Origin of the sequence: Streptomyces sp. NBC_01474, assembly GCF_035918215.1 — a bacterium.
GTDB lineage: Bacteria > Actinomycetota > Actinomycetes > Streptomycetales > Streptomycetaceae > Streptomyces > Streptomyces aureus.
The window spans coordinates 6,494,520-6,507,618 of the sequence record NZ_CP109449.1 but is presented as its reverse complement, the minus strand read 5'-3'; the positions used below and the strand labels follow the sequence as shown (position 1 = coordinate 6,507,618).

Below are 13,099 nucleotides of genomic sequence, written 5' to 3'. Positions count from 1 at the left end.
TCAGCCCCCGGTGCGGAAGGCGGTGTCCATCTTCTTCGCCGCGTCCCGCGAGGCCGTCGCCACGTCCTTACGTCCGCTGACGATCTCCTGGAACATGGTCGGCAGGACGAGCGAGGCGTCTATCTGGCCCCAGGCGGGCGAGGCGGGCACGAACTTGGCGCCGGCGCCGAGGGTCTTGATGAAGGGCGCGACGAAGGGCCCCTTCTTCGCGACGCTCGCGCGGACATCCGTGTACGTGGGCAGGAAGCCCATCGCGTCGAAGAGTTCGCCCTGTGTCTTCTTCGAGGCGAGGCTCTTCATGAGGTCCACGGCGAGCGTGCGGTGCGAGGTGCTCTTGAGTACGCCGATGTTGTTGCCGCCCGCGAAAGCGGGGGCGATGTCCCCCTTGTCCGCGCCGGGCAGGGGCACGACGGCGTACTCGCCCTTCACCTTGCCGTCCTCCATGGCCTGGTGGCTGAAGTCGCCTCCGATGGCCATGCCGGCCTTGCCGGAGGCGAACGCGGTGACGGTGTCGTTGCCGCCCATGCCCGCGCACTTCGCGGCGGGACAGTTGTCGCCGCCGAAGAGGGACGTGTACGCCTCGATGCCCTTGCGCGCGGCCGGGCTGTCGATGGTCGACTCGTACGATCCGCCCTTCTTCTCGGCGAGTTCGCCGCCCTGGGACCAGATGAAGGGCATGGCGCCGTACGTGTAGGCGCCGCCGACCGCGAGGCCGTACAGGTCCGGCCTCTCCTTGTGGATCTTCCGTGCCGCGGCGGCGAGTTGGGTCTGTGTCGTCGGGACGTCGAGCTTGAGGTCCTTGAAGACGTCGGTGCGGTAGTAGAGGGCGCGTACGCCGACGAAGTAGGGGGCGCCGTAGATCTTTCCGTCGACGGTCACGGACTCCTCGGCCGTCGGGTCGGTGTCCTTGGCCTCGGACCAGGCGCCGAACTCCTTGCTCACATCGGCGAGGCCGCCGTCCTTGACGTATCCGGCGGTGTCGGTGTTGCCGTACTCGATGACGTCGGGTGCGCTCTTCGGGTCGTTGAAGGCGGCCTTGATCTTCTCGGCGCGGGTCTCGACGGGTATGTACTCGACCTTGACGTCGGCGCCCTTGTGGGACTTCTCGAAGGCGGCGACGGCCGCGTCGACGACCTTATGCTTCGGCTGGTTGTTGACCTCCTGGAAGAGCCAGACGCGCAGAGTCCCGCTCTTGTCGTCCCCGGCGGAGCCGTTGTCCGAGGTCCCGGGGGCGCAGGCGGTGGCGACGGCAAGTGCGGCCAGGGGCAAGGCCATTCGGACGGGGAGCTTCATGGGGGCAGCCTCCGAAGTGTCGTTGCAACATACGCAATGGCGGTTTTGCTGTGCACAACACCGAGGAGGTTAGGAGGTCCAGACCACTGAGCGCAACGGTCGAGGAGGCAGCACAAAGGCCCCCATGGCGCGACAGATGCGCACCTCGGGGGCCTTTCGCGGCAGACTCAGGAACCTTCCGCGGCGGCGCGGGCCACCACTTCCCGCCCGCTACCTCTTGCCACTACTTCTTGTCCTTGCCGCCCTTGTCCTTGTCGCCGCCGGCGCCCATGGACTCGTAGATCTCCTTGCACATGGGACACACGGGGTACTTCTTCGGGTCCCGGCCCGGCACCCAGACCTTGCCGCAGAGCGCGACGACCGGCGTCCCCTCGAGGGCGCTCGCCATGATCTTGTCCTTCTGGACATAGTGGGCGTAGCGCTCGTGGTCGCCGTCACCGTGCGATGTCTGCGGCGTCGGCTCTACGAGGGTCCCCGTACCTGTCCCGCGCTCGGGCTCAAGAGTGCTCATAAAGGCCAAGGGTACTGAAGCGCCGGGGGAAGGGGCAGCGGCCTCGGGGTGAAGGGCCCGCACCCCCGGTTCCCGTCGATCACGGCACCGGCCGGCGGCCTCAGTTGAGCGACGGATCGTCCGGGTACGTCGCCACCATCGCCAGGTCGCTGCGCTGACGTCGCAGCACCGCCCGCCACAGCCCCTCGGGGTCCGTTGACGAGACGTCGCCCGGCTCCGACTCGACGACGTACCAGGCGCCGTCGGTCAGCTCGGACTCCAGCTGGCGCGGGCCCCAGCCCGCGTACCCGGCGAAGATCCGCAGGGATCCGAGCGCGGAGGCGAGCAGCTCGGGAGGGGCCTCCAGGTCGACCAGGCCGATCGCGCCGTGGACGCGGCGCCAGCCGAGGGGCCCTTCGTCGCCGGGGATCACCGCGACGCCGAGCGCCGAGTCGAGCGAGACCGGGCCGCCCTGGAAGACGACGCCCGGATCGCCGGCGAGCTCGCCCCAGCCCTCCAGGATGTCGCCGACCCCGACCGGCGTGGGCCGGTTGAGGACGACGCCGAGCGAGCCCTCCTCGTCGTGGTCGAGGAGCAGCACGACCGCCCGGTCGAAGTTCGGGTCCGCGAGGGCGGGTGTGGCCACGAGCAGCCGCCCTGTGAGCGAGGACACCTCGGTCATGCCAGACATGATCCCGCATCTTGCCGCCGAGCGGGGAGTCAATGGCCCTTCCGGGGTGCGCCCAGCTCAGAGACGCCTCACGCGCCCGGGGCGCGCGCCGCGAACCGCCCCCGGAAGGTGACCCTCCGCGCCCGTTTAGCGACATTTCGTGTTGTAGCGAAGTCATGACGTCCCCCCGGTGCACTTGGGCTTACGGAAGGGGGGTAGGCGGCCCTTAGGCTTATGCCTTGGCCCGCCCCAGCGGCCCGGCCCGAAAGGCCTCGCCCGACGGCTCCGCCCTGCGGTCCTGCCCACCTGTCCTGTCCATCTCATCGGAACGCGAGATTCATGACCGTCACCGACGATGTACTGCTTGTCCACGGCGGAACCCCGCTGGAGGGCGAGATCCGTGTCCGCGGCGCGAAGAACCTCGTGCCCAAGGCCATGGTCGCCGCGCTGCTCGGCAGCGAGCCGAGCCGACTGCGCAACGTCCCGGACATCCGGGACGTCCGGGTCGTACGCGGCCTCCTCCAGCTGCACGGCGTGACGGTCCGCCCGGGTGAGGAACCCGGCGAGCTGATCATGGACCCGTCGCACGTGGAGAGCGCCAACGTCGCCGACATCGACGCGCACGCGGGCTCCTCGCGCATTCCGATCCTGCTGTGCGGGCCGCTCCTGCACCGGCTCGGCCACGCGTTCATCCCGGGCCTCGGCGGCTGTGACATCGGCGGCCGGCCGATCGACTTCCACTTCGAGGTGCTCCGCCAGTTCGGCGCGACCATCGAGAAGCGGGCGGACGGCCAGTACCTGGAGGCCCCGCAGCGGCTGCGCGGCACGAAGATCCGGCTGCCGTACCCGTCGGTCGGCGCGACCGAGCAGGTCCTCCTGACGGCCGTGCTGGCCGAGGGTGTGACCGAGCTCTCGAACGCGGCCGTGGAGCCCGAGATCGAGGACCTCATCTGCGTTCTGCAGAAGATGGGCGCGATCATCGCCATGGACACCGACCGGACCATCCGGGTCACGGGTGTCGACAAGCTGGGCGGCTACACGCACCGCGCCCTCTCGGACCGCCTGGAGGCCGCGTCGTGGGCGTCGGCCGCCCTGGCGACCGAGGGCAACATCTACGTCCGCGGCGCCCAGCAGCGCTCGATGATGACGTTCCTGAACACGTACCGCAAGGTCGGCGGCGCCTTCGAGATCGACGACGAGGGCATCCGCTTCTGGCACCCGGGCGGCTCGCTGAAGTCGATCGCCCTGGAGACGGACGTCCACCCCGGCTTCCAGACCGACTGGCAGCAGCCGCTCGTCGTGGCGCTGACGCAGGCCTCGGGCCTGTCCATCGTCCACGAGACGGTCTACGAGTCCCGCCTCGGCTTCACGTCCGCGCTGAACCAGATGGGCGCGCACATCCAGCTCTACCGCGAGTGCCTGGGCGGCTCGGACTGCCGCTTCGGCCAGCGCAACTTCCTGCACTCCGCGGTCGTGTCGGGCCCGACGAAGCTCCAGGGCGCGGACCTGGTCATCCCCGACCTGCGCGGCGGCTTCTCGTACCTGATCGCCGCCCTGGCCGCCCAGGGCACGAGCCGCGTCCACGGCATCGACCTGATCAACCGCGGCTACGAGAACTTCATGGAGAAGCTCGTCGAGCTCGGCGCGAAGGTCGAGCTGCCGGGCAAGGCACTGGGCTAGCCACAGGCCCTGCCGGCGCCCTTCCTGAGCGCCGGCAGGACCCCCGTGACAAAACGCAGAAGGGGCGGCCACCCGAACCGGGTGGCCGCCCCTTCTGTTGCCTGGGTTACTTGCCCTTGGCGGCTTCCTTGAGCTTGGAGCCCGCGGACACCTTCACGCTGAAACCGGCCGGGATGTTGATCGGCTCGCCGGTCTGCGGGTTGCGGGCGGTGCGAGCGGCACGGTGCGTGCGCTCGAAGGTCAGGAAGCCGGGGATGGTGACCTTCTCGTCGCCCTTGGCGACGATCTCGCCGACCGTCTCGGCGAACGCGGCCAGCACGGCGTCGGCGTCCTTGCGGGTCACCTCGGCGCGGTCGGCCAGCGCGGCCACCAGCTCACTGCGGTTCATGTTTGTACTCCCGTGTTCTTCTTGCCGTTGAGGCGTGCCACGCGGCGGAGCCGCATGTTGGGCACAGCGAAGCCGATGCTGCCAGGGTCCTCGGTCAGGCCCCGGACCCGGGTCCGTCTTCAGACCCTCGCGCCCGAAGACGCATCCTGCCCCCACCAGCGGCGGGAAAGCCAATCCGGCGCCCTTGGGGGTCACACGGATTGCGTCGCCGTCCCGGTATGGGGCGGGGTGGGGCCGTGCTTCCCGGCCACCCTAGAGGGCGTCCAGGGGCCCCGCATTCCGCGACGCGCCGGGCCTCAGGAGGCCGTGGCGCCCGTCACAGCGCCGCCGACGGCCTTCGCGGCGTTACGCACCGCTCCGGCGACGGCGCCCGCGACCTTGTCGTTGAAGACGCTCGGAATGATGTAGTTCGGGTTGAGCTCGTCCTCGCTCACCACGTCCGCCAGGGCGGCCGCGGCGGCCAGCATCATCTCCGTGTTGACCGTACGCGACTGGGCGTCGAGGAGGCCACGGAAGACGCCCGGGAACACGAGGACGTTGTTGATCTGGTTCGGGAAGTCCGAGCGGCCCGTGGCCACAACTGCCGCCGTCTGACGCGCGATTGCGGGGTCGACCTCGGGGTCGGGGTTCGCGAGCGCGAACACGATCGCGTCCTCGGCCATGGCCGCCACGTCGTCGCCGTCGAGCACGTTCGGAGCGGAGACGCCGATGAAGACGTCGGCGTCGCGCACGGCCTCCTTGAGCGTGCCCGTGAGGCCCTCGGGGTTGGTGTTGTCGGCGATCCAGCGCAGCGGAGAATCGGCCTTGGCGTCGACGAGGTCCGCGCGGTCCGCGTGCACGACACCGTGGATGTCGGCGACGACCGCGTTCTTTACGCCGGCCGCGATCAGGAGCTTGAGGATCGCCGTGCCGGCCGCGCCCGCGCCGGACATGACGACGCGGATGTCGCCGATGGCCTTACCCGCGACACGCAGGGCGTTCGTCAGGGCGGCGAGGACGACGATGGCCGTGCCGTGCTGGTCGTCGTGGAAGACCGGGATGTCGAGGGCCTCGCGCAGGCGGGCCTCGATCTCGAAGCAGCGCGGGGCGGAGATGTCCTCGAGGTTGATGCCCGCGAAGCCGGGGGCGATGGCCTTGACGATCTCGACGATCGCGTCGGTGTCCTGGGTGTCCAGGCAGATCGGCCAGGCATCGATGTCGGCGAAGCGCTTGAAGAGGGCCGCCTTGCCCTCCATGACCGGCATGGCGGCCATCGGGCCGATGTTGCCGAGGCCGAGCACGGCGGAGCCGTCCGTCACGACCGCAACGGTGTTCCGCTTGATCGTCAGACGCCGGGCGTCCTCGGGGTTCTCGGCGATCGCCATGCACACGCGGGCCACACCCGGCGTGTAGATCATGGACAGGTCGTCACGGTTGCGGATGGGGTGCTTCGACTGCATCTCGATCTTGCCGCCGAGGTGCATCAGGAACGTACGGTCGGAGACCTTGCCGAGGACGACGCCCTCGATGCCGTTCAGGCCCTCGACGATCTCGTCGGCGTGCGCGGTGGAGCTCGCGGCGATCGTGACGTCGATCCGGAGTTTCTCGTGGCCGGACGCCGTCACGTCGAGACCGGTCACCGAGCCTCCGTGGGACTCCACGGCCGTCGTGAGTTGGGATACCGCTGTTCCGCTGGCGGGCACCTCAAGGCGGACCGTCATCGAGTAGGAGACGCTGGGCGCCGTTGCCATGGCCGACTTCCTCTGCTTTCACCGTGTGGCTGCTGCTGTTTTTCCGTCCGATCGTCGCACCTACCGCTGAGTACGTGGTAGCCGCCCCGGATTGCGAACGTTTTGTTCACCGCCCGGACAGCACCCCGGTCGCGCACTTTCGGAAAGTTGTTTCCACCATACGAGAAGTGGTGGGAAACAGAAAGAGGTCCACGTCAGCTGACGTGGACCTCTCACTTACGTTAACGACACCGACCCGCCATGCTCGCCTCGCGGCAAGTGGTCGCTCGTAGCGACGAAGGTTGGGCCCGGGGGCTTGGATCGAGCCGGTGCCACGTCCAAGGTAACAAAGGATCCCCGGAAGGCAATTCCCATCCCTCGAACTCATTCACGCAGCAGATCCGGCACCCCGTCCGCGTCCGGTTCGTCGCGGCTGCCCGAAACGACCGTGAGCTGCTGCGTGGCACGGGTCAGCGCCACGTACAGGACTCGCAGGCCCGCCGGGGACTCGTCGGCGATCTCCGCGGGCGACACGACGACCGTCGCGTCGTACTCCAGGCCCTTGGCCTCCAGGCTGCCGAGCGCGACCACGCGGTCGCCGAGCCCCGCCAGCCAGCGCGCCGCCTCGTCCCGCCGGTTCATCGCGACGACGACGCCGACCGTGCCGTCGACCTGGTCGAGCAGGCGCGCCGCCTCCTCGCGGACGGTGTGCCCGAGGCCGTCCTGCACGACCGCGAACCGGGGGCGCACCCCCGTCGAGCGGACCGCCGACGGGGACTCGGAGCCCGGCATGGCGAGCGCGAGGACCTTGGCGGCGAGCTCGGCGATCTCGGCCGGGTTGCGGTAGTTCACGGTGAGGGTGAAGCGGCGGCGCGGACGGGAGCCGAGGGCCTCGTCGCGGGCCTCGGCCGCCTCGTCCGGGTCCGACCAGGACGACTGGGCCGGGTCGCCGACCACCGTCCAGGTCGCGTGCCGGCCGCGGCGGCCGACCATCCGCCACTGCATGGGCGTGAGGTCCTGCGCCTCGTCGACGATGACGTGCGCGTACTCCGTGCGCTCCTGGGCCAGGCGCTCGGCGCGCTCGCGCTGCGTCTCGTCGCGCGAGGGCATCAGCTCCTCGAGACCGGTGAGCTGGTCCAAGGGGTCGTACTCGCGCTTCCTCTTCGGGCGTACGGGGGCGCCGAGAACCGCGTTCAGCTCGTCGAGGAGCGCCACGTCGTGCACGGACAGGGCGTCGCGGCGCAGCGAGCGGGCGACCTTGCGGACCTCACCGGGGTTGAGGATCCGGCGGGCCCAGCGGCCGAGGCGGCGCTCGTCGCCCATCGCGGCGAGGACGCCGCGCGGGGTGAGCTCGGGCCACCACGCGTCGAGGAAGCGCAGGAAGTCGTCCTCGGAGGTGATGTCGTCGTCGAACGAGGAGCGCAGCTCCGCTGCGAGTTCCGGGTCGCTGTGGCGGGTGCCCGCGCCGGACTGCGACCACAGGGCGTCCAGGAGGAGCTTGCGGGCGCGCGGGCGCAGCAGGTTGACGGGGGCGGTGCCGCTCAGCGCGTTCTGGCGGATCCTCGCCAGGTCGGCGGCCTCCAGCTCCAGGCGGCGGCCGAAGGCGACGACGCGCAGGCGTGTGGGCTGCTCGGCGGGGGCCTGTGCCTCGTCCCCGTCGGAGTCGTCGTCGCCGAAGGCCAGCTGGCCCTGCCTCTGCTGCGGCGCCGTCACGGTCCCCGTCTCCAGGGCTCCGCGCGCGGCCTTGCGCAGGACGCGCAGCATCCGCGAGGAGCCCTTGACGCGGGCCACCGCCGGGGAGTCGTAGACCGTGGCCTCCGCGCCGGAGGCGTCGTCGGCCAGTGAGCCGACCGCACGGATCGCGACCTGGCCCTCCTCGCCGAGCGAGGGCAGGACGCCCTCGGTGTAGGCGACGAGGAGCGGGGTCGGGGAGACGATCAGGATGCCGCCCGCGTACCGGCGGCGGTCCTGGTAGAGCAGATACGCGGCGCGGTGCAGGGCGACGGCCGTCTTGCCGGTGCCGGGGCCGCCCTCCACATACGTCACCGACGCGGCGGGGGCCCGGATCACGAGGTCCTGCTCGGCCTGGATGGACGCCACGATGTCGCGCATGGTGTGGCTGCGTGCCTGGCCGAGGGCGGCCATCAGCGCGCCGTCGCCGATGACGGGCAGCTGCTCGCCGTCGAGGTTCGCGGTCAGCTCGGGGCGCATCAGGTCGTCCTCGACGCCGAGCACCTTGCGGCCCTTGGAGCGGATGACCCGGCGGCGCACGACCCGTCCCGGATCGACCGGGGTCGAGCGGTAGAAGGGCGCGGCGGCCGGCGCGCGCCAGTCGATGACCAGGGGCGAGTAGTCGGCGTCCAGGACGCCGATCCGGCCGATGTGGAGCGTCTCGGCGATGTCGGCGGTCCGCTTCCCCTCCGCGTCCTCGCGCACGGACCCCTCGGCGGGCTCCACGGCCGTGTACGCGCCGTCGGGGCCCTTCTTGCCGTCCTTGCCGAGCAGCAGGTCGATCCGTCCGAAGAGGAAGTCCTCGAACTCGTTGTTGAGGCGGTTGAGGTGGATCCCCGCGCGGAACACCTGGGCGTCGCGCTCGGCGAGGGCGCCGGGTGTGCCGACCTGCCCCCGCTGGGCCGCGTCGTTCATCAGGAACTCGGCCTCGTGGATCTTTTCCTCGAGCCGGCGGTAGACCTGGTCGAGGTGTTCCTGTTCGACACCGATCTCGCGATCCCGTTCGGAATCGCGGTCCTGGTCGAGCGCGGTCTGCTGATGAGCCTGAGCGGCCACCGGGCCCCCTTCTGACGTGCTGGGCAGCCGTCAAAGGTACGCGAAGGGAGGCCCGGGAGGCTACGCATCCGGCTGCCGGGGCTACGCGTCGACCTCCACGAGGCGTTTTCCGTCGAGCGTCTCGACCTCGAAGTGGTCGATGGCGTTGCGCTCGAACGCGGCGCCTCCGTGCACGTACAAGGGGTACTTCGACGCCTCGTGCTTGCTGTTGGGAATGCCGTAACCCCACTTCGGGACGGCCCAGGTGGTGACCGTCTCGCGCTGGCCGTTCTTCCCGACCGCAATCAGGGAGCACTTCAGCGGGCCCTTGACGTTCTTCAGCTCCAGGACGGCGTGGGTGCCCCATGCCTTCGGTTCCATGGCGACGGTGGCGGTGACCTTGGTGCTCGGGTCGGTCGCCTTGACCCTGTCGCGCATGTGGTCGAAGAACATCTCGGCCGGGCTGGTGGGCTGGGGCGCCACGGCGACGTTGTCCGAGCCGCCGTCGTTCACCGCCATCACCGTCAGCGGACCGCCGATGATCAGCGCGGCGGCAGCCGCCACCAAGTACATCCCGCGGCGGCGCTTGCGGGCCCGCTTCTGCGCCACCTCGTCGAACAGCCGGCCGGCGAGCTGGTCGCTCGGGCGGGCGCCGAGCTGTGCGCCGAGGCGTTCTCTGGCGGGGGTGCCCTGCGGTTCGGGGATGTCCGCGAGGGCGGCGAGCATCGGCTCCATGCCGGCGAACTCCTCCAGCTGGCGTGCGCACAGCTCGCAGCCCGCCAGATGCGCCTCGAAGGCGCTCGCCTCGGCGTCGTCGAGGACACCGAGCACGTAGGCGCCGACCGTCTCGTGAACGTCACCGGACCCATGCGGTCCGTAGTCGTCGTACGAGGCACTCATGCCGTCACCCCCCGCTCCTCCAGCGCCAGCTTCATGGAACGCAGCGCGTAGAACACCCGTGAGCGCACCGTTCCGCTGGGAATGCCGAGTGTCGCGGCCGCCTCGTTGACCGTACGCCCCTTGAAGTACGTCTCCACCAGTACCTCGCGGTGGGCAGGCGTCAGGTCCTCGAGCGCATCCGAAAGCGTCATCAGCCACAGCGCCTTGTCGATCTCGTCCTCCGCGGGGATGACCTCCAGCGGCGACGGATCGACCTCCTGCGGCCGGGCCTGCCGGCTGCGGTGAGCGTCGATGACGATGCGCCGGGCGACCGTCACCAGCCAGGGGCGTACCGAACCGGTCGCTCGGTTGAGCTGACCGGCGTTCTTCCAGGCACGGATGAGCGTTTCCTGCACGACATCCTCGGCGCGCTGCCGGTCCCCCGCCACCAGCCTGAGCACATAGGCCAGAAGCGGACCCGCGTGCTCGCGGTAGAGCGCGCGCATCAGCTCCTCGTCGGGCTCAGGAGGCTGCGGCGCGCGATGTCGTGCCCTCGGCGGGCGTTCATCGGCCACGGCGGAATCCTTGCGCACGCCTACCTCCGCTGTCCCCTGGTTGAGCGTTCCGGCTGTGACGCCGCTGGGCTGGACGCACCCCAGTACGTAAGCGGGCCGCGAAGCGTTCAAACGATCTGCCGGGACATGTCAAAAAGGGTTCGGGGGAGTTCTTCGGGGGATCCTCAGGCCCGGGTGAGTGCCGCCCTGCGGCGGTGCCGCGCCACCCGCTCGCGGTTGCCGCACACCTCGCTGGAGCACCAGCGGCGGCGGCGCCCCCGGGACGTGTCGAGGTAGATGATCGGGCAGCTGTCGCCCTCGCAGCGGCGCAGACAGGAGCGGGCGACCGGGTCCGTGAGCAGTTCCACGGCGTCGCGGGCGACGGCGGCGAGCAGCTCTCGGCAGCCGGGGTCGGCGTGCAGGTCCCTGGCGAGAGTGCCGTCGGTGCGGCGGGTCGCGCGGGGCGCGGGCGGCGCCGCGCGGGCGAGGGCGTTGACCCGCTCCAGAGCGCCGGACGCGGGCCTGCCGTCGAGTTCTCCGCGCACCAACTGACCGATGTGGGCGCGCAGTTCGTGCACGGCGGCGAGCCAGGACGCGTCGGCTCCGCGCAGCGGCGTGTCCGCGGGCACGAGCCCCGAGCCGACCAACCAGGCCCGCAGCCGCCCCACCGAGTCGAGCCGTTCGTCGGGATGCGCCGTGGCCAGGAGATCCAGCGAACTGCGCCCGGAGTCGAAGCGCAGCTCGTACGAGGACGAGGACGAGGACGATGGCGATGCCATGCCCCTACAGTGCCCGCACGCACGCACCGCCGGAACCCCTGGTACCGGGCCCCTCACGAAGGGTTCACGGACCAAGGGTTCACGGACGGGCCGGCGGGCCGTCGTGCAGGATCCGCTGGAAGAGGTGGTGATCGCGCCAGCGGCCGTTGATGTGGAGGTACTCGGGAGCGGTCCCGTAGCGCTCGAATCCGCAGGCGGCGAGGACGCGCTGGGAGGCGTGGTTGTCCAGCAGGGTACTGGCGTCGACGCGGTGCAGGCCGAGCTCGTCGCGGGCGGCCCGGCACACCTCCCGCACGGCCCGGCGGGCGAGGCCGCGGCCCACATGGCCGGCATCGATCCAGTAGCCGAGCGAGGCGCTGCGGAACGGGCCGAGCGCGATGCCGGAGAGGTCGGCGCGGCCGATGACGAGGTCGCCGTCGGTGACGACCCAGCGTGCGCTGCCCGGCTCGGCGAGCCGCGCCGCCTGACCTGCCGCGGTGCCGAACTCGGGCCCGCGGTGCGGCTCGAAGGGGCGCAGGTGCTCGCGGTTGCGCAGATAGGCGTCGGCGATGGCCTGAGCGTCGGCGGGCTCGGCGGGGCGGATCCGGAAGGCGTCGGTGACCATCCGTCCACGGTAGCCGGGCGAGCCGGCGCCGAACTGTCCTACTCGTCCGCGTACTTGGAGTCCGCTGCCGGGTCCAGGGCCAGGCGGTAGCCGCGTTTGACCACCGTCTGGATCAGCTTGGGGGCGCCGAGTGCCGAGCGCAGTCTGGCCATCGCCGTCTCCACCGCGTGTTCGTCGCTGCCCGCGCCGGGCAGCGCGCGCAGCAGTTCGGCACGGGGCACCACCCAGCCGGGCCGGCGCGACAGGGAACGCAGGAGCGACATCCCGGCGGGCGGCACCGGGCGCAGGTCGCCGTCGACCAGGACGGCCTGCCCGCGGATCTCCACCCGATGGCCCGCGACCGGCAACGTACGGGCCCTGCCCGGGAGTTCGGCGCACAGGAGCTGGACGAGCGGGCCGAGGCGGAAGCGTTCGGGCTGCACGGTGTCCACGCCGTGGGCCTGCAGGGGCAGCGCGGTCACGGGACCGACGCAGGCGGGCAGGACGTCGTGGCGCAGGGCGGCGAGCAACTCCGGTAGCTGGCCCCGCAGTTCGGCCCGGGAGAGCAGGGACACGGCGGCGGGCGCGCTGGTGAACGTGAGCGCGTCGACGCCCCGGGCGAGAGTCGCGTCGAGCAGCCGGTCGAGGGGCCCTATGTCCTCCGGCGGCATCCACCGGTACACCGGCACCCCCACGACGTCGGCGCCCGCCTCGCGCAGCGCCTCGACGAAGCCGGGCAGCGGCTCGCCGTGCAGCTGGACGGCGACCCGGCGGCCGTCGACGCCCTCGTCGAGGAGCCGTTCGAGGACCTCCGCCATCGACTCGGACGACGGGGACCACTCCTCGGTGAGCCCGGCGGCCCTGACGGCGCCCTTGACCTTGGGCCCGCGGGCGAGCAGCTCCACGCCGCGCAGCCGGGCGACGAGCGCCTCGCCCAGGCCCCAGCCGTCGGCGGCCTCGATCCAGCCGCGGAACCCGATGGCGGTGGTCGCGACGACGACGTCGGGCGCGTGGTCGACGATGTCCTTGGTCGCCGCGAGGAGCTCACTGTCGTCGGCGAGCGGGACGATGCGCAGCGCGGGGGCGTGCAGGACGGCGGCGCCGCGCCGCTGGAGCAGCGCGCCGAGCTCGTCGGCGCGGCGCGCGGCGGTCACGCCCACGGTGAAGCCCGCGAGGGGGCCGTGCTGCCCCGCCGGGGGGCCCTGCTGTGCGTCGTACATGTGGCTCTCGTCCCGCTCGGGTGGTTCTGCCGGGGTCGACCGAGCCTGTCAACGTCCCGTGACGGGCTCGGTTCCCCATGATGTCAGC

General features: G+C 71.1%; 12 protein-coding genes. 1 reads left to right on the top strand and 11 read right to left on the bottom strand.

What is annotated here, in order from left to right; all coding sequences use genetic code 11:
* From OG758_RS29735 to OG758_RS29725, 3 genes are all read right to left on the bottom strand, one after another.
* Positions 1–1,293 carry an extracellular solute-binding protein gene (locus tag OG758_RS29735; RefSeq protein WP_326712753.1) on the bottom strand — a complete coding sequence of 431 codons (1,293 nt, stop codon included), beginning with the start codon at positions 1,291–1,293 and terminating at the stop codon, positions 1–3.
* Between the two features lie 223 nt (positions 1,294–1,516).
* Entirely contained in the window at positions 1,517–1,804 is a 288-nt protein-coding gene (locus tag OG758_RS29730) for a DUF3039 domain-containing protein (RefSeq protein ID WP_100593929.1), read from the bottom strand.
* Between the two features lie 100 nt (positions 1,805–1,904).
* On the bottom strand, positions 1,905–2,465 hold the full coding sequence (locus OG758_RS29725) for a YqgE/AlgH family protein (RefSeq protein WP_199841783.1): 561 nt from the start codon (positions 2,463–2,465) through the stop codon (positions 1,905–1,907).
* Between the two features lie 327 nt (positions 2,466–2,792).
* Here OG758_RS29725 and murA point away from each other — a divergent pair, with 327 nt between their 5' ends.
* A complete protein-coding gene (gene murA / locus OG758_RS29720) occupies positions 2,793–4,133 on the top strand; it encodes a UDP-N-acetylglucosamine 1-carboxyvinyltransferase (RefSeq protein WP_100593927.1) in 1,341 nt (446 codons plus the stop codon).
* A 106-nt stretch (positions 4,134–4,239) separates the two neighbouring features.
* On the opposite strand, the gene OG758_RS29715 is transcribed toward murA, so the two are convergent.
* The 8 genes from OG758_RS29715 to OG758_RS29680 form a co-directional block, all read right to left on the bottom strand.
* The gene (locus OG758_RS29715; protein WP_030680681.1) at positions 4,240–4,521 is read right to left on the bottom strand and encodes an HU family DNA-binding protein; all 282 of its coding nucleotides are present in this window, start codon (positions 4,519–4,521) and stop codon (positions 4,240–4,242) included.
* Between the two features lie 296 nt (positions 4,522–4,817).
* On the bottom strand, positions 4,818–6,251 hold the full coding sequence (locus tag OG758_RS29710; protein ID WP_326712752.1) for an NAD-dependent malic enzyme: 1,434 nt from the start codon (positions 6,249–6,251) through the stop codon (positions 4,818–4,820).
* A gap of 363 nt (positions 6,252–6,614) precedes the next feature.
* Complete coding sequence (locus tag OG758_RS29705) at positions 6,615–9,017, bottom strand: HelD family protein (RefSeq protein WP_326712751.1); 2,403 nt, start codon at positions 9,015–9,017, stop codon at positions 6,615–6,617.
* An 81-nt stretch (positions 9,018–9,098) separates the two neighbouring features.
* Positions 9,099–9,896 (bottom strand): anti-sigma factor family protein, encoded by a 798-nt coding sequence (locus tag OG758_RS29700; RefSeq protein WP_326712750.1) that lies wholly within the window; start codon positions 9,894–9,896, stop codon positions 9,099–9,101.
* Complete coding sequence (locus tag OG758_RS29695) at positions 9,893–10,468, bottom strand: sigma-70 family RNA polymerase sigma factor (protein WP_227295039.1); 576 nt, start codon at positions 10,466–10,468, stop codon at positions 9,893–9,895. The genes OG758_RS29700 and OG758_RS29695 overlap by 4 nt, the downstream gene beginning before the upstream one ends.
* Positions 10,469–10,614: 146 nt before the next feature.
* Entirely contained in the window at positions 10,615–11,208 is a 594-nt protein-coding gene (locus OG758_RS29690) for a CGNR zinc finger domain-containing protein (RefSeq protein WP_326712749.1), read from the bottom strand.
* A 79-nt stretch (positions 11,209–11,287) separates the two neighbouring features.
* Positions 11,288–11,812: a GNAT family N-acetyltransferase gene (locus tag OG758_RS29685; protein WP_326712748.1), complete on the bottom strand. Its 525-nt coding sequence runs from the start codon at positions 11,810–11,812 to the stop codon at positions 11,288–11,290.
* A 38-nt stretch (positions 11,813–11,850) separates the two neighbouring features.
* Complete coding sequence (locus tag OG758_RS29680; RefSeq protein ID WP_326712747.1) at positions 11,851–13,011, bottom strand: uroporphyrinogen-III synthase; 1,161 nt, start codon at positions 13,009–13,011, stop codon at positions 11,851–11,853.
* Positions 13,012–13,099 lie beyond the last annotated feature (88 nt).